This window comes from Xenorhabdus griffiniae (assembly GCF_001028135.1).
Taxonomy (GTDB): domain Bacteria; phylum Pseudomonadota; class Gammaproteobacteria; order Enterobacterales; family Enterobacteriaceae; genus Xenorhabdus; species Xenorhabdus bakwenae.
The window spans coordinates 1-19,955 of the sequence record NZ_LDNM01000069.1 but is presented as its reverse complement, the minus strand read 5'-3'; the positions used below and the strand labels follow the sequence as shown (position 1 = coordinate 19,955).

The following is a 19,955-nucleotide window of genomic DNA, read 5'->3' as shown; positions in this document are numbered from 1 at the left end:
GTGATGATTATAGGGCAAGAGTTTTCTTTGGTTGAATATTCATCAAAGCATGCTCGCGCCCTGAATCCCCCCAGGGGTTACGCATGAAATTTTGGTGGGCTAAAATTGATTAAATAGCAGCGCTTCCATTTAGCCATTATCCCACCCGGCCGATTTCCTTCGAGCACTCAAACACAGTTTACTGTTGGTATCTCGTTTAACAATATTGAGTGCCATTTTACGTAATTGGGCAAATACTCTTGTGGCGGTCCGCTCTCTCATCCGTGCATCATCTTCTCTAAAAGTGACATCCAGTACCCAGTGTAAACTATTTTCGATAGCCCCATGTTGTCTTATGGCACCTAGTTGAAAGGCGGGAGAATCATGACAACGGCTTAAATAATAACGAAAATCAGAGGTCACTGTGTCAGAATAGCGTTCTTGTCGTATCGTTTCCGTTACCAGAAGAGCCTGAATATCTGGCCAAGAACTTAAGTATTCCGTCTACTGCACACTGACATAAGCTGAGTCCTTTCTCAACCGAGAATGCACTCACCACATGTAGTGGGCTTTGTTCAATTTTCTTATCAAACGAATGGCGTAAACTTTTACCATCAATCGCAATGATCACCCGCTTTTCTGAAGAGACGTCACGAGAAACCCACTGATAAAAATGACGTTCAAAGAGAGCGGGATTTAATAAACTGAAACAGCGCCGGAAAGTATCATGTGAAGGAATACCGCCTTTGAGCGGAAGAAATGAACCCAGCCAATCCTTTTTTAGCTGGCCGTACTGTTCAATATCGGTCCAGGCATTAGCCCCGGCAATGACAGCGCATACGGCGATCACTAAGATATCAATAAAACGGTGTTTAACCTTTCCCTGACAACGTGGATCTGGAAAATCAGAAAAGACCGCCACTAATTCTTTCATCTGCACCCCTCTCAAAATGAAGGAATTATCCACTCAATATTTTCATGCGTAACCCCTGGTAATCCCCCCTCCATCTGCTATTTTTTACTATCAACGAATCTGTTATTAACTACCTGCGATAGCTTTTTTGAGCATTATTTACTTTCAGCAAATAGCGACGTGATTCAGCAGAAGGATGTTTATTGGTCAGGGTTGCATAAACATCACCAGGTTCCATTGAATTGATGATTTGAACCGCTTTCTTTTTATCATTGGAGAATACGCGTAATACGCTGCCGGCACCGCCATTGTAAGCTGTGATAACAGCATACCGACGTGAGGTAGCGTTTTTGATTTCCCCCAAGTATATATTTTGCAAAATTGATAGATAGGCTGTGCCGGTATCAATATTGTTCTCAGGGTCGAAGAGATAATTGCGGCCAGGCTGGCCTGATTTTCCTTGCATATTGAAAACATCTCGTCCGGCGGTGTGCTGCATTACCTGCATAAGTCCCAGGGCATCAGAGCGGCTGACGGCATAAGGGTTAAAACTGGATTCAGTCTGCATGACGGCAAAGATTAGAGATTCATCAACGCCATATTTGATGGAGGCTTTGCGCACAATAGGAAGATATTTATGGGCACGTTTATCCAAATGGTTAGGAACCAATTGGAGAGTAACCGACCAAATAACGTGTAATCCTGATTGACGTTTTTGCAACTTATTCTGGAGTAGATAATTGGCAAAATGACGTGCGCGCCATTCCCAGCGAATGGGTTCCCCCGTGTTATCCAAAATTTGTCCATATAGAAAAGGTTCTTTGCTTATCTGAACATCGTTGGCGTCGGAATAAAGATCAATAGTGCCAGGATCATCTCCCATCAGCAATGTCGTAACAATCGCTTTGCGTAAATGTTCAGTAGGCTCAATGGGAGAGATGGTTTCAATCGTAATATTTCCCGTCTCAAAATTGATATGGCTGCGGGTCTTATATTGATCTGTGTATTTAACGTAATCTTTTGGGCCTGCGATTAAAACTTCCTGCAATCCCCAAATATTTTCAATATTATGAGCAAATTGCCCCATCAAAATATCGAAACCATTGGTGTCTTTTATATATTCTTCGTTGTACTCAACGTCTTTTTTGCTTGAACAGGAAATTAAAAGTGGGGCGAGGAGGAGCAAAGCCAGCAGTTTTTTCATTTTACAATGCCGTTGGATATTAATGCTGTTGGATATTGAAGTTTCAATCAATGTATAGAGCCATACAAAATGGCTCTTATTATACTAGTCAAGTAGTAATATTATTGTTCTGGAGGTGTATAACCGTCGATTTTAATATCATGCCCTTCAAACAGGAATTTCACCATCTCTTGTTCAAGCAGTTTGCGATCTTCTGGGTTCATGGTATTGAGTTTTTTTTCATTAATCAGCATGGTTTGTTTACTCATCCATTGTTGCCATGCTTCTTTTGAAATTTCATTGAAAATACGCTTGCCCAACTCCCCTGGATAAAGCTGAAAATCTTGGCCTTCCGCTTCTCGTTGTAAAAAAGTGCAAAAAATAGTTCTGCTCATAATTAATCCTCAAAATAGTGGGTAACTTAACCCAATTGTTGCAAAAGATACTCAACGGGAGCTGCCAATCCAATGGTTGCTGGCTGACGTAAGTTATACCAAAGTCCTTTACTTTCATCCATACAGGAATCAAAAGTTAAAATATCGATTTTAATCGGAACGATATCTAAATGAAAATGGCTGAATGTGTGGCGAAATGCTGTCAGTTGTTCAAGTTTGCTGTGTGAGATACCTGAGTTTTCCAGCCATTGTTCCAGTGATATTTGATCAGCAAATTGTGGGAAAGCAAACAAACCACCCCAAATCCCAGAAAGTGGGCGCTGCTCCAGCCAGACCATATCGCCATGTTGCATTAATAAAAAGTAGGCTGTTTTTTCAGGGATGCTCTGTTTGGGTTTTTTCCCCGGATAGTTTGCCCAACTATGATTGGCGTAAGCGATGCAACCCGTGTTAAGTGGGCAAATCTCACATTTTGGTTTGCTACGGGTGCAAACCATAGCCCCCAAATCCATCATCGCCTGATTAAAATATTCGGCACCTTGCCTGGGCGTCACGCGCGTGCTGATATCCCATAACTGGTTTTCAACTTCTTTTTTCCCCGGCCAGCCATCAATAGCGTAGCAGCGTGCCAAAACACGTTTCACGTTACCATCAAGAATAGGGAAATGCTTGCCTTGAGATAGTGAGAGAATAGCTCCAGCAGTTGAACGCCCTACACCGGGCAGAGCTACAACATCATCAAAGGTTGTCGGAAATTTGCCGCTGTGTAACGTGACAATCTGTTGTGCAGCTTTATGTAAGTTACGAGCACGTGCGTAATATCCCAACCCGGTCCATAAATGGAGAACCTCATCCAGCGGTGCAGCAGCTAAGGAAGCAACATCAGGAAAGCGTGAAATAAATTTTTGGAAATAGGGAATAACTGTCGCAACCTGAGTTTGTTGCAGCATCACCTCTGAAAGCCAGACGTGATAGGATGTTTTCTCCAACTGCCATGGCAGGGTCTTGCGACCATAACGGTGATACCATTCAAGCACCACTTGTGAAAATTGCTCAGCTTCCATCATTAGAATAATTGTCTTTATATCGGATAATTGTTTTGTGAACAGGATTGCAACATAGCGGAACCTCGGTGTAAACCCGAACTTTGTTTCGAAGCAGTACGCAGGCTGATAATATACTTATTTCACCGTCTATAAAAGTCCACTAATCACATTAAAATAAAGTAATTTACGCCATTTTATTCTCTCTTAGTCTAGTATTATATTTCTCAATCTATGCAATTTATTGTATAGTTTTCCGTATAGAAACTTCCTATTTATTTTTTCTATACAATATTGGTGGATTATGAAGCTGACAGACTTAGTAATTAAGCGAGCGAAGCCAAAGGAAAAAGCCTATACGCTGGCAGATGGCAATGGGCTATCTTTGTTAGTTGACACTAATGGTTCGAAAGGTTGGAGATATCGTTATCAATTTGCGGGTAAAACCAAAATGCTCTCATTAGGTGTCTATCCGGTAGTAACGCTTATGGAAGCCAGAACCAAACGTGATGAAGCCAGAAAGTTAGTGGCTAATGGAATCAACCCCAGCGACGTAAGAAAAGCTGAAAAAATATCCGCCGCAAACCTGATAGAAAATACCTTCAAAAATATAACATTTGAATGGTACGAAAAACGCAAAGACAGGTGGTCAGCTTCCTACGCAAAAGAAATGATGGAAACGTTTGAAAAAGAAGTCTTTCCCTACATAGGTAACAGACCTATTGCTGAAATTAAGCCAATGGAGCTTATGGCTGTTTTATCCAGATTGTATGATCGTGGAGCGAACGAGAAACTCAAGAAAGTACGCCAGCGCTGTGGGGAAGTGTGGCGATATGCAATAGTAACAGGGAGAGCCGAATATAATCCCGCCCCTGATTTAGTCTCAGCTTTTATTCCACATAAAAAATCTCACTATTCATTTTTAGTTGTTGATGAACTCCATGAATTCTACAAAGCCTTAAATGCTTATATAGGCAGTTTTATAGTAAAGATGGGGATGCGTTTGCAAACGATAATAGGCGTTCGTCCCGGTGAATTACGCACAGCCGAATGGTCAGAAATTGATTTAGATAAGGCTGTTTGGGAAATATCGGCTGAAAAAATGAAAATGCGTCGCCCTCATATTGTTCCTCTATCAAGGCAGGCTCTTGATATTTTAGAACAGATAAAGCCCATGACAGGCCAAGGGAAATATGTTTTTCAGGGCAGGAATGATGCAAGTAAGCCAATGAGTGATATGGCATTAAATGTATTAATTAAACGCATTGGTTATGCAGGGCGGGCTACAGGCCACGGATTCCGCCATACCATGAGCACAATTTTGCATGAGCAAGGATATCCGTCTGAATGGATTGAAACACATCTTGCTCATGTTGATAAGAACAGCATCAGAGGAACTTACAATCACGCTCAATATCTGGATGGTCGCAGGGAAATGCTGCAATGGTATGCGGATTATATGGAGAAGTTGGAGCGAGGTGAAAATGTGCTGATAAGAACATTTGGCAAGAAGGCGTAAATGCATGGTTATTTTTCACACCGCCGTGCCCGTGGCACATGAGTCCGTTTTTTATACAACCTACAGAGAGAAAGGTTGAACTTCGGATAAAACGATAAATTCAACAAATCGGAAAAACAATTAACGCTGTTCATTTAATCTTGCTTTTTAAATAATCCGCCTGTCATCAAACAACGTCCCTGATGAGCGTTCAAGGACTCTGTAACAGGAGAAAATATGACAATGACAGCACTGAAAGAAAATCTTATTCGTTTGCCGGAAGTTCAACGCAGAACGGGTTATAGCAAAGCGTGGATCTACAAACTGATTAGCGCAGGGACATTTCCAAAACAAGTCAAACTTGGCGCTCGCTCCGTCGCTTTTATTGAATCAGAGATTGATAACTGGATTGCGCAACGTATTGCTGAATCACGAGCGGCATAACACAGAAAAGAATATGACATAAGAAACGTAACATAAAAAAGCAACGCCCCGTAGTGCTCACAACACATACAGGGCGTCTGACCAACAACCGTTATACGGAGTAACGATGATGGCTGAAACACAGCATACCCAAACTCACCCTAAATTTACATCTTTGGATAAATCAGGCGGTCAAAAACCGCTCGACTTTAGGGGTTTGGGTTTTTCGCCGGCTTCCAGCGCTTTCAATGCCGCCTGAGATGCTTCAAGCTGTTTCTGATGAAATTCCGTTTTTTTAAGCGCTTTTTCGTATTCCGCCTCTGCGTGTATAACGACTTCTTGTGCTTTCTTTTTGTTCGCCCACAGGCCGCCAAACCCAACACCGGAAACAATATTTTTCTTACCCTGCAAATTAAGCCATATTTTGGCGGTTTCCTCTTTTTGCTTATCCAGTGCATCCCGGTATTTTAGAACATTAGAAGACAGTTCGATTTTGGAAAGCTGCATCAACGCCTCTTTTGTTTCGAGCACGGCATCCTTTAAATTGGTTGCACTTTCGCGAGCCTCTTGCGCCCGTTGATGGAAGTAATAGATAGCAGAGCCTGCCAGCATCGCCGCCCCGAACGGTCCACCGATCAGAGCAAGCGCACCACGGGCAAATCCCCCGGCAACAGATAATGCCCGGTAGGAAAAAGATAAGCGGCGATTAGCGGCCTCAAGCAACCTTGTTGCTCTTTCCTTTTGTCTGAGCGCCTCTGTTTCCTGCCGATATAAGGCTTTTGATTCTTTAGCGTAATTAACGAAAAGACCATACTGCCCATTGATCTGCCGCAGCCTTTCGATATGTTCACCCTGACGCTGAGTGAGCTGAAGGGTCGCATTGGCCTGCTCAATCGTGCGTCTGACCGTTTCCGCTTTCTGTTTAGCAGCACGGCGAGTGGCTTTTTCCGTTGCCTTCCATGCGCGGATATTTTCACGTAACCCCGCGGTCATTTTTATCGCCATAACGGGCAATAAGGTATGTAAAGCAAGACGAGTTAGGGTATTAAAGTTCTCAGAAAGGCTATTCATCGCCGTGGTGACTCCCTGTACACCTGTACGCAACGGGCCATCTGCACTTTGCCCGATGTTAATCGCCATTCCTTCAAACGCACTGGTCAGTACATCCAGATCCGCGCCCAGGTTATTAGCGCGAGCGCCCGCCTGCTCATAGGCAACTTGCGTATCCGTCAGGGCTTGGGTCAGTTCCTGCAGCTTTTCTCGCCCAGTCACTAAGTTAGACGCCGCACTGACATTCGCCCGCCCAAATAACTTTACCGCTTGCGCGGTAGAGAAGTTTTTGCCAGTTAAATATTCCAGTGCCGACGACAACCCCACCACGGAAGGTTTCAGCGTCTTGTCGGTGGAACGCTCCAGCGCCAGTATCACGTTACGGATCGCCGTGCCTGCCTCGCCGCCTTTGATGCCCCGCTCTGCCAGTATCTGAATAGCAGCACCCAGCTCCTCAAAACTGATCCCCGCCAGCGCGGCGGCTGTACCGCCGTTTTTGATCGCCTGCGCGGTCTCGTTGATTTCAGAAGAGCCATATTTTGCGCCTGCCGCCAGCACGTTGATAAAGCGGTCGGCTTGCTCGGCACTCGCCCCGAACTGGTTGAGTGATAACGCCAGTGCGCGGGTGGCATCAGGCAGATCAATACCGGATGCCTGCGCCAGGATCACCGCTTTTTCAGTTGCCAATGTCAGCGCCTCCGTGCTGTTCAGCAATTCCGGTTTGGCTGAGGCCATCAACTTGAAAGCGTCCGCAACCCGGGTGGCACCAAATTCCGTGGTACGCCCGATCCGTTGGGCGTTTTCATCCAGTTTCTTTAATTGCTCGCCGGTTGCGCCAGTAATAGCGGACAGGTCAGACAGCGCCTGCCCGTATCTGCGGGTATGGGAGATAATCGTATTCAGTGAAAAACCTGTGCCTGCCAGTAACGCCAGTTGCCCGGAGACCGATTTGATCTGTGATGCCAGTGAGCTGTAGGTCTTTTGCAGCTTTTTAGCCTCCGCCGTCGATTTATCGGTAAAGCGTTGTGATTCCTGCCCGGCATAGCGATAGGCATCCATTATCTGGGATTTAAACGAGGTCGCGTTGACCAGCAAGCCGACCGTCAACGTGGATAAATTAGCCATAAATTAACCTAATAATTTCATCACGGCATTACACTGCGCTTTCACCGTATCACGGGGAGCTGATGCAGGAACGACAGGCGCACTGTCAGGGGATTTACGATTTTTTAGCCGATAGTACGCCTGCCACTCATTAAGTGTGGACGCAGGTAGGGACAGGATGAGATAGGGATCGATTTCGCCAAGGTGTTCTGCTAGGGTAAAAGCAAAGTGCAGCCATGGCGAGCGGATTAGTTTTTTTCGGCATCCTCCAGCGTACCAATGGAATGGCGTTTTACGGTCTGAATGGCGTCAATCAAGGTGGCGTTATCATGGAGGGTCATCAACTCTTCTGCCGTGGGCAGATCACCGGCGGGAATGGGCTTCCCCTTGTCATCCACCAGACAATCCAGCACCATCTGGATATTCAGGCGGGAGGCTTCGCGCCCGTTCCCGGCGTCACTCAGCTTTTCGGTGGACTCTTCCAGATCCAACAGCTCGGCGGCAGTTAGGCGGCGCAGGTTAACGCGGGTGCCAAACAGTTCGACAGCTTTAATCTGTAGGCGCGGGGTTAATAAGGCGGCTTTCAATGCTTTCATTGGGTGACTCCTGTTTTCGTGTCAGCGATACCCCAGACGAGGTTGTTTTGTTTACCCTTGACGGTGATTTGGATCACTTCACTCGCCGGGGCGTTAATGTCGTTCATTTCCCAGCCGGACAAGGCCAATACTAGGGTGGCGGTACGTTTGTTCGGCAGGGCAATGTAGAACTGGACCGTTTCACGCTTTTCAGCCGCATTCAGGAAAGCGACGAAGTCTTCATTTTCCGGGTCGTCAATAAAACCGAGGGATTTTTCCGGGCCTTCCGGCATATCGGAAATAAACTGCTTGTTGGTATCCATCAGGGTGGTGCAGTCAACAAAACTGCCCGTCAGTCCCGTTGCCCCCAGTGCCTTACAGTTAATTAAGGGTTTCATCTGCGCCACGCTGTCACCAGACTGACCAAACTTGACGACTGTTCCCGCGGGTAATACCGCGTATTCAGGGGAGGTTGCCATAAGTGTTAACTCCAGTTTACTTACTGTAAGCCGACAAGGCGGCGCGGATTTCCTGCGCCAGTACCTTTAAAACGGCCTGTTTGTTGTAATCCAGCGCTGGGCGGATAAAGGGTTGCGCGACCTGCTTGATCGTGCCCATTTCCTGCGCCAGTGCTTTCATACGATGGGGTTTGGTGGGACCAACGGTGACCATCACCCCGCCTTTGTATTTCCTGGATTTTGTGGTTCGGATCTTGATATTGCCCCGCATATGGGGACCGTCACTTTTCTTGTCGTATCCGGCGTGGGTTTCCATATCGTCTTTGACGATTTCCATCGCGGCTTTTCCGGCCTTGCGCAAGATTTGCGTCTGGAGATCGCTTTCCAGCGCCTGCAACTTACGCCCCAGCTCTTCCAAGCCAAATATCTTGGCACTAAACGGAACTGGCCCTGTGCATGATTGACGGCATGACCCGCGACGGTGGCGGTGCCTTGTTGTTTTCCATGGAAATGGCGGCGCAACAAATTGCCGAGCATCCATGCGAAAAACCGGCTGACCTGATGGCACATATTATTCAGTCCAGCAGCCGGGAAGGGGATCTGGTGGCGGATTTCTTTATGGGTTCCGGGACGACACTGAAAGCGGCTTTGAAGTTGAATCGTCGTGTGTTGGGGGTGGAACTGGAAGAAGCGCGGTTTAGGCAGACGGAACAAGAAATAAAATCATTCACAAATAAATGAATGGGATTCAGTGGATTGTAAAAATGACCATACAAGGCTAATCGATATATTCAATCATAAGGATTTATTAATATATTCATCCTGTTTAACAGCGGGCGAAAGTTAAATATTAAATTGAACTGCCTGTAATTTTATAAATATAAGGAAATAGTATGTCTGAATTTATTAAGCCTGAACATGAATGTCCATTTGATCCAAAACAATATCAGTGTGATTGTTTTATTGCACCGGTAGGTTCTTTTTCTTGGGCTTTGATTCAATTAAAACTACGCAAGCGTGTTACCCGTTCTGCTTGGGTGAATTGCCAAGGGAATAATGAGATGTATCTGGCTATCACTCCACGTGTAAATGATTTAACTGTGGAGAAAGATAGTGCTTACGCGGTTGATGGTGTTGCTGTTAGCACTAAGTATGATTATTTGACACATATTGATTTGCGCAATGAGCACGGTAATTTTGTGCCATGGCAACCAACGCAGGAAGATATGATGGCGTGTGATTGGGCGTTTTTTGAAGATAAGGTGAAACCAACATCTGATTCGAAACCAGATCAAGAAGTAAAGCCGGAGCCAGAAACACTAAAGACTCTTAAATATAATTTAGTCTTTGATGCAACACCAAAAGCTCACTCTGCACCAGTTTTGGGTAAACTATGGAGCTTAGAGGATCCAGTTATTATTGAAAATAATCTAACAACAAATGGTTATCCTTATAATATTTATTGGTTTGGTCCTATGTATGGTACTTCAGCTGCTAATCAAATCGAAATTCAATTTAAGGCTAGGACTGGTTTAGCTGCTCAAGTTCCAGATCTGACCAATAAGACTTTGATAATTACTGTAGATGGTAAAAAATATAATCTTGGAGACTTTACAGAGAAAAGCAGCAATTCAACAAACCATGAAGTACATCTTCACTATCGGAAAGGTGACACAGTAGAGTTTGGTAAGCTGTTAGAACAAGTAGGCAAAAAATATCGTTTCCATTGCGAATGGTATGAATAATCTATTAGAGAAGTTCTTTTTAGCCCCCAGTATATGCTGGGGTTTTATTTTCTCCTTTGCAATTATTTTGGGTGGTACTCTAACTTAATGACAGTCTCTAGGGGCGAACTTATTTCATCCCACAGATGCCCATTGTTCTAACGGGGGAAAATGAAGGTGAAAGAAAATACTGATATCTGGGTACACCTTGGTGACTTGCTTGCCTCAATAAAAGAGCAAGGTATCGGTGCAACCCTCGCCGGGACAATGGCATTTCTCCGAGGCCGCTATAACGGAGGGGGATGGTTAAAGGTATCAATCGATGCCTTTATGTGCGCCATGTTCGCTTGGTTCATTCGTGATGTATTAAATCTATTTGGTCTGAATCCTGATTTAGCCTACATCAGTAGTGTGGTAATTGGTTATTTGGGTACGGACTTTATCGGTCAATTGTTACGTAAGGCGGCAGAGAAAAGAGCGGGAGCATCCTCTGATGGAAATCAGCAATAAAGGTCTTGAGTGCATCAAGCAATATGAAGGTCTGAAATTGAAAGCCTATCCTGATCCCGCAACAGGTGGTATACCGTGGACCATTGGTTATGGCCATACAAAAGGGGTTAAGAAAGGAGATGTGATTACAGAGCAGCAAGCCGAGGCATTCTTGCATGATGATCTCCAAACTATTTACACCACATTAAGGCAATCGGTTAAAGTTTCGCTGAATCAAAGACAGTTCGATGCTTTGTGTTCGTTTATATTCAATTGTGGCAGCGGTAACTTTTCAGGTTCCACTTTATTGAAAAAACTCAATCAAGGTGATTATACAGGTGCTGCGGCAGAGTTTTCCCGATGGAATAAAGCGGCAGGCAAGGTTATGCGTGGGTTGGATAATCGCAGGGTATCTGAACGTCAGATGTTTTTATTATGAAGCCAAATTTCACCTCCGGCGTTGTTGTTGCATTGATTATTGCCTCAGCCGCAGCCTTCTTATACCGCTCTGGATATAAGAAACAGCTCGGTATCAATAGCGATCAGATAACCGAAATCCAGCAACTGACTGACATCATCAACTACCAGAGCTCGCATATTGAAATGCTGTATGAGTTGGATACCAAACACACTCAGGAACTCACTAATGCCAAGTCTGAAATCGACACTCTTCGGGCTGATGTTGCCGCTGGTCGTCGCAAGCTGCGTATCCAAGCCACCTGTCCCGTGTCTGAAACCGTTACCTCCGGTAGCATGGGCACTTCAACCACCGTCGAACTCACTGGAGAAACTGGATCAACTGTTCTCGATATCCGAGAAGGCATCATCAGCGACCGGGCAAAATTAAGATATTTGCAGGAATATGTGAGTACTGAATGTGGGGAAAAAAAGTAATGACTGAAACAAACGAACTTAATCCCTGTCCGTTTTGTAATAGTGGGTGTACAAAAATGAAGTCATATTCAGATGACACATGGTTTTTTGTGCAAACTGTCTTTATAGCTTACATGTTAATACTTGTGAAGAAAAATTGAATAGTGAAATATAAATTCCCGCAGTGTATGTAAAATTGAGCAATATGCCTACTGCGATAAAAATGAAGTATAGGAAGCATCTAACCGGTACTGATTTACTTTTTCCACTGATTTCTTTCAATGGTATGTGATTCAAAAAGGTATCTAATAAGAAGAGTGCAAATAGGAAAGCAACCAAAAGACTTACTATAGATCCTATAACCACTTCATATTGGGAGTATTTGCAAAGTGCTCTTATAGCAAAGAAGCCAATCAGTCCATTTACGACTGAATAACTTGCAAGATTAGACATTATCGCACTGCCTCTACTGGCAAATGTAGGTGTTTTTTTAAATAAACCTTCAATCTTTTCTATACCCGAACGAAAACTCATACAAACTCCTTGTTTGCAAATAGCCTTAGAAATGGAAGAATAAATTTACCTATTTTTAATATTTTAAAATTTGAGATAAATCACTTAATGAAGTTAAAGTAACGGTGATAATTTCTTTATTTTGACAGGAATTGCAATACCGATACTCCCTTTGCGTCGTGTTATCGCCGTTTGCTGGTATTAGCTGAGACATATTTCTTTAACATTGGGCGTACAGACAGAATCAAAAATAACCCATTCCACCGAGTAACATGGGTCATTGTTAGCAACATTCCCTGTAGGCAGACGAAGTGATGTGATAGCAGGAGAGACAGCAAATACTGAACAGGGCATTTTCGGAGTGTCTTGTGCAGAATTTTATATCTTTTTTGATACTGAACCGGTACTTAAAAGTGTGGGGTTATATCAAACAGGCAAGTTGAATATGCTGAAATAGAGTATGTAACACACAATGTAAGGAATGCTAAGCGCTGATTAAATATACTATGCATGTCGATTCAACATTGGAGTGATTATATGAACGCAATATGGATACCAGTAGCCAGCGCATTTTTAGCTAGTTTTTTTTCTTTACTAATTGCTTGGTTTACGAATTGTTGGAATGAACGTCGTTTTAATAAGCAACTCAAACATGAAAGAGAAAAAGACAGTAAAAAACTTTTAATAGAAAAAGGCGAAAAGCTCATTATCTTACTCTATTCATTTGTTCAATGGGGAAGTCATCAGCTGGGATATAAATCAATTGATGAATTACCAACAAAACATGAATTCGACTACATAGAGTTTGAATTTATTGCTAAAACTTATTTCCCTGAGTTCGAAAATGATATTCATCTTGTGTTAGAAAATCTCAAAATGAAAGGTGATTCATCTGAAAGATATAAATGCTTCATATTGGAAACGGATAAACTGAAAAATAAAATAAGTTTAAAATTGAATGAATTATCAAAGTAAACCACCTTCGGGAGGTTCTTTGCTATATGGAGGACAGAATATGCCACTCCGCATTCCCCGCGCCTGTCGTAAGTCAGGTTGCCCCAAGACTACCACCGACCGCAGCGGCTACTGCAATGATCACCTGCATACAGGCTGGCAACATCATCAACAGGGCAAGAGCCGACATGCACGGGGCTATGGCAGTCCGTGGGATAAGTTAAAGGTCAGAGTCAAACAACGGGATAACCACCTGTGCCAGCATTGCTTACGACAGAGGCGAGCGGTCACAGGTACCACTGTTGACCATATCCAACCCAAAGCTCACGGCGGCACCGATGCGTTGAGCAATCTGCAATTGTTGTGTTGAAGCCTGCCATAGACAGAAGACCGCGACAGAGCGATTACGCTAAAGGTTGAGTGAATATTAATTTCTAATGGCAATTATTGCATATGTCATTGTTATAGGGAGAGGGGTGGATCAAATCCCTGCCCCTCTTCCTCTTAAGGACCGCCACCTTGGGTCTTTTCTTATATCCGCGAAAAATGAAATTTAAACCGGGTGTTTTTTTACCCCTCTTTCACTGTTTTTGAGCACGGGAGGTGCTGCATATGGCCGGAGCGGCGGGCAAGTCAGGCCGTCGCCCTAAGCCGACGGCACGCAAAGCACTGGCAGGCAATCCGGGTAAGCGAAAACTGAACCGCGATGAGCCGACCTTCACGCCATTGACCAGTGTTGCTCCCCCGGACTGGTTTGCAGAAAGTGACCTGTCGCTGGCGGTGGTGATGTGGGAACTGACCAGCAAAGAATTATGTGCTCAGGGATTATTGTGTGTCACCGATCTGGCGGTACTGGAGCGCTGGTGTGTGGCCTATGAGTTTTGGCGTAGGGCAGTCGTGAATATTGCGATGCAGGGGAATAGCATCACTGGTGCAACCGGTGGGGCGATTAAAAATCCCGAACTGACGGCCAAGAAAGAGCAGCAGTCTGAGATGGATACCACCGGCTCTATGCTGGGATTAGATCCCAGCAGCCGTCAGCGCCTGATAGGGGCGGCAGGTCAGGCCAAAACCGATAACCCGTTTATGATGATGATCTCATCATGAGCCGTAAATCCTACCCAAATGTCAATGCGGCGAACCAGTACACCCGTGATGTGGTACGGGGCAAAATTGAGGCGGGTCGCTATGTCAGGGAAGCCTGCCAGCGCCATCTGGATAACTTGGGTCAAGAGAAGACCAAGGCGTTTAAGTACCGGTTCGACAAAGACTTGGCCGAACGGGCGGCCAAGTTTATCCAGTTGCTGCCCCACACCAAGGGGGAGTGGGCCTTTAAACGCATGCTGATTACGCTGGAGCCGTGGCAGCTCTTTATTGTCTGTTCGGCCTTTGGCTGGGTGCATAAGGGCAGCCGCTTACGCCGTTTTCGGGAAGTCTACACCGAAATTCCCCGTAAAAATGGCAAATCCGCGATTTCGGCGGGGGTGGCACTCTATTGCTTTACCTGTGATGACGAGTTCGGGGTGGAAGTGTACTCCGGTGCCACTACCGAGAAGCAGGCATGGGAAGTGTTTCGGCCAGCACGATTGATGTGTAAACGTACCCCAATGCTGGTGGAGGCGTTCGGTATTGAAGTGAATGCGTCGAACCTGAACCGCCCGGCGGATGGGGCACGCTTTGAGCCACTGATTGGCAACCCCGGCGACGGCCAGTCCCCCAGTTGTGCCATTGTGGACGAGTACCATGAGCACGATACCGACGATCTTTATACCACCATGCTCACGGGAATGGGGGCACGGCGTCAGCCCCTGATGTGGGCGATCACCACCGCCGGTTATAACATTGAAGGGCCTTGTTACGACAAGCGCCGTGAAGTGATTGAAATGCTGTCCGGCAATGTCCCCAATGAGGAATTGTTCGGGGTGATTTACACCGTGGACGAGGGGGATGACTGGACCTCCCCGGCGGTGTTACGTAAAGCCAATCCCAATATGGGTGTGTCGGTCTATGCGGACTTCCTGCTCAGTCAGCAACAGCGCGCGCTGAATAACCCGCGTTTAGCCAGTGTCTTCAAAACCAAGCACCTGAATATCTGGGTCTCTGCCCGGGAAGCTTACTTCAATATGGTGAGCTGGAAGCAATGCGAGGATACCACCCTGACACTGGAGCAATTCGAGGGGCAGCCCTGCTTTCTGGCCTTTGACCTTGCCCGCAAGCTGGACATGAACAGCATGGCACGGCTCTTTGTCCGTGAGATTGACGGCAAGCGGCATTTCTACAGTATTGCCCCGCGTTTCTGGGTGCCGTATGACACGGTCTACAGCGTAGAGCAGAACGAAAACCGGCGCAGTGCGGAACGGTTTCAGAAGTGGGTAGAGATGGATTTGCTGACCGTCACCGAGGGTGCTGAAGTAGACTACCGCTACATTCTTGAGGAAGCCAAACTTGCCTGCCAGTTAAACCCGGTCAGTGAAGCGCCGATTGACCCTTTTGGCGCGACCGGGTTATCGCATTTACTGGCGGATGAAGGCATTAATCCCATCATCATTCCCCAAAATTTCACTCACATGAGCGATCCGATGAAAGAACTGGAGGCCGCTATCCAGTCCGGTCGCTTTCATCACGATGGCAACCCGATACTGTCGTGGTGCACCGGCAACGTTGTCGGGAAGACGATGGGCGGCAATGATGACATTGTGCGTCCCATTAAAGAACAAAAAGACAGCAAGATAGATGGCGCAGTCGCCCTGATTATGGCAATGGGACGGGCTATTTTGCACGAAGCCCCTGATTTCCTTTCCAACCTCGATCCGGATGACCTGTTAATGCTATGAAAAATTTACTGATTGATAGTGCGGCACTGACAGGCGTGAGTGCGGTACTGGCGGGGTGTTACCTGAAATTCGGGTTGGCAAATACCCTGATTATTGGCGGTTGTCTGTTGATTACCTATGCACTGGCGGTCGCAAGAAGGAGGCAACATGCTGCTTGATGCGTTGTTTCGCAGCGAACCGTTGGAGAACCCGGCAATGCCCCTGACAGCGGAAGCTGCTGAGCATGAGGGGCTGTTCAGCACAGATGCGTATGTCAGCCCGGAAACATCCATGAAGCTGGCTGCCGTGTATGCCTGTATCTACGTGCTGTCGTCGTCGGTCGCCCAGATGCCGTTACATGTGATGCGCAAGACGGGGCAGTCGGTGGAGATGGCCCATGACCATCCGGTATTTTATTTGGTGCACGATGAACCCAACAACTGGCAGACCAGCTATAAATGGCGGGAGTTAAAACAGCGTCATATTCTTGGTTGGGGCAATGGCTATACCTGGGTCAAACGTAACCGAAAAGGGGAAGTGACCGGCATTGATGCCTGTATGCCGTGGGAAACCACACTGCTCAATACGGGCGGGCGCTACACCTACGGCGTGTATAACAGTGAGGGGAACTTTGCTGTCAGCCCCGATGACATGATCCATATCAGGGCGCTGGGCAATAACCAAAAAATGGGCTTAAGTCCCATACTGCAACACGCCGAAACCATCGGCATGGGCATGAGCGGGCAGAAATACACCAGCACTTTTTTTGGCGGCAATGCCCGCCCGGCCGGGATTGTGTCGGTGAAAGGTGAGATGAATGACAAGGGCTGGGAGCGTCTGAAAGCGATGTGGCGAAAAGCCTCAGCGGCGTTACGCAGTGAGGAAAATAAAACCCTGCTGCTGCCAGCCGAGCTGGACTACAAAGCCCTGACGGTTTCCCCGGTGGATGCGCAGTTGATTGATATGCTGAAACTCAACCGCTCCATGATAGCCGGGATCTTCAATGTGCCCGCTCATATGATCAACGATTTGGAGAAAGCCACTTACTCCAACATTTCCGAACAGGCCATCCAGTTTACCCGGCATACCATCATGCCATGGGTCGCGAACTGGGAGCAGGAACTGAACCGCCGCCTGTTTACCCGTCAGGAACGTATGGCCGGGTTTTATGTGCGGTTTAATCTGGCGGGGCTGCTGCGCGGGACACCGAAAGAGCGGGCGGATTTCTACCATTTCGCCATTACTGATGGTTGGATGAGTCGTAATGAAGCCCGTGCCTTTGAAGACATGAACCCGATAGCGGAGCTGGATACCATGCTGGTCAGCGTCAATGCCGCCAGTCTGCTGAACCCGAAAATTCCCCCTGAACCCAACCAAGAGGATAAACCAATCGATGAGTGACAGAGAAATGCGCTGTTACCCCGGTGAAGTGCGAACGGAAACACTGGAGAACCAGCCGACGCGCATTGTCGGCTATGGATCGGTGTTTAACAGCCGCTCAGAACCGCTCTGGGGCTTTCGTGAAATTATCAAGCCGGGCGCGTTTGATGATGTTTTGAATGATGATGTGCGCGGGCTGTTTAACCATGACCCCAACTTTATTTTGGGGCGCAGTACCGCCGGTACCTTGTCGCTCTCCGTGGATGGGCGTGGGTTGCAATACACGATACAAGCCCCGGACACCCAGACTATCCGCGATCTGGTGTTAGCGCCGATGCAACGGGGCGACATTACCCAGTCCAGTTTTGCCTTCCGGGTCGCCTGTGACGGCGAACATTGGTACGAAGATGAGGCAGGGATCGTTATCCGGGAAATCAGCCGCTTTTCTCGCCTGTATGACGTGAGTCCGGTCACTTATCCGGCCTATCAGAAGGCGGATTCTGCTGTGCGTTCGCTGGCGGCATGGCAAGAAGCCCGTACCAGTGGCGATTTAACCAACGCTATCAATCAAAAACAGGCGCGTGAACGCCTGCTGACTTTACTGAATATTTAGGATGGGATCATGACATTACATGAACTAAAACAACGCCGTAATACCATCGCGGCTGAAATGCGTGCCCTGCATGAGAAAATCGGGGATAGCGCGTGGACGGAAGAGCAGCGCACCGAATGGAACAAGGCCAAAACGGAGCTGGACAGCATCAACGAGCAAATCCAGCGCGAGGAGTCGTTGCGCAATCTGGATCAGCAACTGGTGGACAATCAGGAGCCGGAACAGCGCAACCAGCCCACTCACTCCGAAACTGAACAGCAGGAGCGCCGGGCAGCAGCCTTTGACAAGTTCCTGCGCCAGGGTCTGGGGGAAATGACCCCCGAAGAGCGTCAGGCGCTGCGGGAGTTGCGCGCGCAGGGAGTTTCCCCCGATGAAAAAGGCGGCTACACCGTCCCCACCCAGATGTTGAACAAGGTAGTCGAGGCCATGAAAGCCTACGGAGGGATCGCCAGTGTGGCGCAAATCCTCAGTACCTCCACCGGGCAAACCATCGAATGGTCCACCGCCGATGGTACAACAGAGGAAGGGGAGCTGCTGGGCGAGAACGCGGTAGCCAGCGAAGAAGATACCACGTTCGGCACGGAATCCCTGGGGGCGAAAAAACTGTCGTCCAAAATTATCCGGGTCTCCAATGAGCTGTTGTTGGATTCCGGTATTGATATGGAAGCCTATCTGGCAAAACGCATCGCCGAGCGCCTCGGGCGCGGTGAAGCTCGGTATCTGGTCAAAGGCACCGGCAAGGGCAGCCCGCAACAACCCAAGGGACTGGAAACCTCCGTGACAGGCACAGTGGATGCCGCCGCCAAGTTTGGCTGGAAAGACATGAACGCCCTGAAACACGCCCTTGATCCGGCCTACCGCAATACCGGCACCTTCCGCTGGGCGTTCAATGACAGCACGCTGAAACTCATCACCGAGATGGAGGATGCACAGCGTCGCCCGTTGTGGTTGCCTGAGATTGCGGGCGTGGTGCCGTCTACCGTGCTGGGGGGTGCCGTATGTCATTGATCAGGCCATTGCTGACATGGGGGCAGGGAACAAGTTTATCTACTGCGGGGACTTCAACCGTTTCATTATTCGCCGCGTGGCCTACATGACCCTGAGACGGCTGGTTGAGCGCTATGCGGATTATGACCAGACAGCCTTTCTGGCCTTCCACCGCTTCGACTGCATTCTGGAAGACACCGCCGCCATCAAGGCATTGGTCGGCAAGGGCAGTGCTTCCGCAGGTTAACCCATCCCTGCTGGGAATTTCGCCGCTTTATTGCGGTTTTTTTGTGCCTGCGATCTGCAAGGGTCGCAGGTATTCAGGAGATTAAATGCCTTTCCCTTCCCTTGAAAAACTCCGGCAGCAATGCCGTATTGACAGTGATAATGAGGCCGAGGATACCTTGCTGAAAACCTATGCCGGTGCCGCCATCAAACGGGCCGAAAATTACCTGAACCGCCGCCTGTATGCGGACGTGATGCCGGAAGATGATCCCGACGGATTACTGGCCTCAGAGGATGTCGAACTGGCGATTATGCTGACCGTGGGGTACTGGTATGAAAACCGTGAAGCCCAGTCCTTGCCCGCCGGATTCAAGGCACTATTAGAGCCGTATCGTTATATCCCGCTATAGGAGAAAGCCGATGAGAGCCGGAGCGCTGCGCCATCGCATCAAACTGTTTCATCCCGTCATTACACGGGATGAACTGGGTGCCGAGATCATTAAATCCGAATACGTCACCACCGTCTGGGCGAAAGCGGAGGCAATGTCTAACCGCAAAATCCGCACCTCTGACCAGCAACACGTGATCGAGGTGCAACAGTTCACTATCAGGCCCAGAAAAGAGATTGATGTCAACTGGCTGGTTGAACACCAGGGGCGACTGTTTACTGTTCGCGCCATCGACCGCAACCGCCCTGACCGCAGGGCGCGAGCATACTTTTTAACACCTATTGAATAAGGGTTAATAACGTGATCTAATTAGC

The 19,955-nt window shown here is 47.4% G+C and carries 24 protein-coding genes and 3 pseudogenes; 17 read left to right on the top strand and 10 right to left on the bottom strand.

Going from position 1 to position 19,955, the window contains the following annotated elements; all coding sequences use genetic code 11:
• Positions 1 to 129: 129 nt before the first annotated feature.
• The 5 genes from AAY47_RS23320 to mutY all read right to left on the bottom strand — a co-directional run bounded on the left by AAY47_RS23320 (position 130) and on the right by mutY (position 3,537).
• Entirely contained in the window at positions 130 to 429 is a 300-nt protein-coding gene (locus AAY47_RS23320; RefSeq protein ID WP_419177445.1) for an ISAs1 family transposase, read from the bottom strand.
• Positions 407 to 913, bottom strand: a complete 507-nt coding sequence (locus AAY47_RS22425) for an ISAs1 family transposase (RefSeq protein ID WP_047770727.1) — start codon at positions 911 to 913, stop codon at positions 407 to 409. The genes AAY47_RS23320 and AAY47_RS22425 overlap by 23 nt, the downstream gene beginning before the upstream one ends.
• Before the next feature lie 109 nt (positions 914 to 1,022).
• The gene (mltC, locus tag AAY47_RS13815; RefSeq protein WP_047770726.1) at positions 1,023 to 2,096 is read right to left on the bottom strand and encodes a membrane-bound lytic murein transglycosylase MltC; all 1,074 of its coding nucleotides are present in this window, start codon (positions 2,094 to 2,096) and stop codon (positions 1,023 to 1,025) included.
• A gap of 101 nt (positions 2,097 to 2,197) precedes the next feature.
• Positions 2,198 to 2,470 (bottom strand): oxidative damage protection protein, encoded by a 273-nt coding sequence (locus AAY47_RS13810; protein ID WP_047770725.1) that lies wholly within the window; start codon positions 2,468 to 2,470, stop codon positions 2,198 to 2,200.
• A 26-nt stretch (positions 2,471 to 2,496) separates the two neighbouring features.
• Positions 2,497 to 3,537, bottom strand: coding sequence for an A/G-specific adenine glycosylase (gene mutY / locus AAY47_RS13805; protein WP_047770724.1), 1,041 nt, complete (start codon positions 3,535 to 3,537; stop codon positions 2,497 to 2,499).
• 280 nt (positions 3,538 to 3,817) lie between these two features.
• Here mutY and AAY47_RS13800 point away from each other — a divergent pair, with 280 nt between their 5' ends.
• Both AAY47_RS13800 and AAY47_RS13795 read left to right on the top strand, forming a co-directional pair.
• Positions 3,818 to 5,032, top strand: coding sequence for a tyrosine-type recombinase/integrase (locus AAY47_RS13800; protein WP_047770723.1), 1,215 nt, complete (start codon positions 3,818 to 3,820; stop codon positions 5,030 to 5,032).
• A gap of 216 nt (positions 5,033 to 5,248) precedes the next feature.
• The gene (locus tag AAY47_RS13795; RefSeq protein WP_047770722.1) at positions 5,249 to 5,455 is read left to right on the top strand and encodes a helix-turn-helix transcriptional regulator; all 207 of its coding nucleotides are present in this window, start codon (positions 5,249 to 5,251) and stop codon (positions 5,453 to 5,455) included.
• 171 nt (positions 5,456 to 5,626) lie between these two features.
• Here the strand turns inward: AAY47_RS13795 and AAY47_RS13790 are convergent, their stop codons facing one another.
• The 4 genes from AAY47_RS13790 to AAY47_RS13775 form a co-directional block, all read right to left on the bottom strand.
• Entirely contained in the window at positions 5,627 to 7,609 is a 1,983-nt protein-coding gene (locus tag AAY47_RS13790; protein WP_053014288.1) for a phage tail tape measure protein, read from the bottom strand.
• A gap of 227 nt (positions 7,610 to 7,836) precedes the next feature.
• Positions 7,837 to 8,184 (bottom strand): phage tail protein, encoded by a 348-nt coding sequence (locus tag AAY47_RS13785; protein WP_047770721.1) that lies wholly within the window; start codon positions 8,182 to 8,184, stop codon positions 7,837 to 7,839.
• Positions 8,181 to 8,642: a major tail shaft subunit gene (locus tag AAY47_RS13780; RefSeq protein WP_047770720.1), complete on the bottom strand. Its 462-nt coding sequence runs from the start codon at positions 8,640 to 8,642 to the stop codon at positions 8,181 to 8,183. Before AAY47_RS13780 ends, AAY47_RS13785 begins: the two co-directional genes overlap by 4 nt.
• Positions 8,643 to 8,658: 16 nt before the next feature.
• Positions 8,659 to 9,162, bottom strand: coding sequence for an HK97-gp10 family putative phage morphogenesis protein (locus AAY47_RS13775; protein ID WP_083446754.1), 504 nt, complete (start codon positions 9,160 to 9,162; stop codon positions 8,659 to 8,661).
• Here AAY47_RS13775 and AAY47_RS13770 point away from each other — a divergent pair.
• The 5 genes and pseudogenes from AAY47_RS13770 to AAY47_RS21305 form a co-directional block, all read left to right on the top strand.
• A pseudogene (locus tag AAY47_RS13770) lies at positions 9,153 to 9,362 on the top strand (DNA methyltransferase); the annotation flags it as partial. The gene AAY47_RS13775 and the pseudogene AAY47_RS13770 sit on opposite strands and share 10 nt — an antisense overlap.
• Positions 9,363 to 9,514: 152 nt before the next feature.
• Positions 9,515 to 10,366 (top strand): DUF2829 domain-containing protein, encoded by an 852-nt coding sequence (locus tag AAY47_RS13765; RefSeq protein ID WP_047770719.1) that lies wholly within the window; start codon positions 9,515 to 9,517, stop codon positions 10,364 to 10,366.
• A 150-nt stretch (positions 10,367 to 10,516) separates the two neighbouring features.
• Positions 10,517 to 10,855, top strand: coding sequence for a phage holin, lambda family (locus AAY47_RS13760; protein WP_047770718.1), 339 nt, complete (start codon positions 10,517 to 10,519; stop codon positions 10,853 to 10,855).
• Positions 10,839 to 11,273: a lysozyme gene (locus tag AAY47_RS13755; RefSeq protein WP_047770717.1), complete on the top strand. Its 435-nt coding sequence runs from the start codon at positions 10,839 to 10,841 to the stop codon at positions 11,271 to 11,273. Before AAY47_RS13760 ends, AAY47_RS13755 begins: the two co-directional genes overlap by 17 nt.
• Positions 11,270 to 11,728, top strand: coding sequence for a lysis protein (locus tag AAY47_RS21305; protein WP_047770716.1), 459 nt, complete (start codon positions 11,270 to 11,272; stop codon positions 11,726 to 11,728). The genes AAY47_RS13755 and AAY47_RS21305 overlap by 4 nt, the downstream gene beginning before the upstream one ends.
• A gap of 102 nt (positions 11,729 to 11,830) precedes the next feature.
• Here AAY47_RS21305 and AAY47_RS13745 read toward each other — a convergent pair whose 3' ends face one another.
• Positions 11,831 to 12,241 carry a hypothetical protein gene (locus AAY47_RS13745; protein ID WP_047770715.1) on the bottom strand — a complete coding sequence of 137 codons (411 nt, stop codon included), beginning with the start codon at positions 12,239 to 12,241 and terminating at the stop codon, positions 11,831 to 11,833.
• A 516-nt stretch (positions 12,242 to 12,757) separates the two neighbouring features.
• Here AAY47_RS13745 and AAY47_RS13740 point away from each other — a divergent pair.
• The 10 genes and pseudogenes from AAY47_RS13740 to AAY47_RS13695 all read left to right on the top strand — a co-directional run bounded on the left by AAY47_RS13740 (position 12,758) and on the right by AAY47_RS13695 (position 19,930).
• On the top strand, positions 12,758 to 13,195 hold the full coding sequence (locus tag AAY47_RS13740; protein ID WP_047770714.1) for a hypothetical protein: 438 nt from the start codon (positions 12,758 to 12,760) through the stop codon (positions 13,193 to 13,195).
• 40 nt (positions 13,196 to 13,235) lie between these two features.
• Positions 13,236 to 13,587: pseudogene (locus AAY47_RS13735) on the top strand (HNH endonuclease).
• Positions 13,588 to 13,786: 199 nt separating this feature from the next.
• Positions 13,787 to 14,281, top strand: a complete 495-nt coding sequence (locus AAY47_RS13730; protein WP_047770713.1) for a phage terminase small subunit P27 family — start codon at positions 13,787 to 13,789, stop codon at positions 14,279 to 14,281.
• A complete protein-coding gene (locus tag AAY47_RS13725; protein ID WP_047770712.1) occupies positions 14,278 to 16,008 on the top strand; it encodes a terminase large subunit in 1,731 nt (576 codons plus the stop codon). Before AAY47_RS13730 ends, AAY47_RS13725 begins: the two co-directional genes overlap by 4 nt.
• Positions 16,005 to 16,166 carry a hypothetical protein gene (locus AAY47_RS22285; protein WP_047770711.1) on the top strand — a complete coding sequence of 54 codons (162 nt, stop codon included), beginning with the start codon at positions 16,005 to 16,007 and terminating at the stop codon, positions 16,164 to 16,166. Before AAY47_RS13725 ends, AAY47_RS22285 begins: the two co-directional genes overlap by 4 nt.
• On the top strand, positions 16,156 to 17,388 hold the full coding sequence (locus AAY47_RS13715) for a phage portal protein (protein ID WP_047770710.1): 1,233 nt from the start codon (positions 16,156 to 16,158) through the stop codon (positions 17,386 to 17,388). Before AAY47_RS22285 ends, AAY47_RS13715 begins: the two co-directional genes overlap by 11 nt.
• Entirely contained in the window at positions 17,381 to 17,980 is a 600-nt protein-coding gene (locus AAY47_RS13710) for an HK97 family phage prohead protease (protein ID WP_047770709.1), read from the top strand. The genes AAY47_RS13715 and AAY47_RS13710 overlap by 8 nt, the downstream gene beginning before the upstream one ends.
• A 9-nt stretch (positions 17,981 to 17,989) precedes the next feature.
• Positions 17,990 to 19,214 (top strand): annotated as a pseudogene (locus AAY47_RS13705) (phage major capsid protein).
• Between the two features lie 85 nt (positions 19,215 to 19,299).
• Entirely contained in the window at positions 19,300 to 19,602 is a 303-nt protein-coding gene (locus tag AAY47_RS13700) for a head-tail connector protein (RefSeq protein ID WP_047770708.1), read from the top strand.
• Positions 19,603 to 19,612: 10 nt separating this feature from the next.
• On the top strand, positions 19,613 to 19,930 hold the full coding sequence (locus AAY47_RS13695; RefSeq protein ID WP_047770707.1) for a phage head closure protein: 318 nt from the start codon (positions 19,613 to 19,615) through the stop codon (positions 19,928 to 19,930).
• The last annotated feature ends 25 nt before the right edge of the window (positions 19,931 to 19,955 follow it).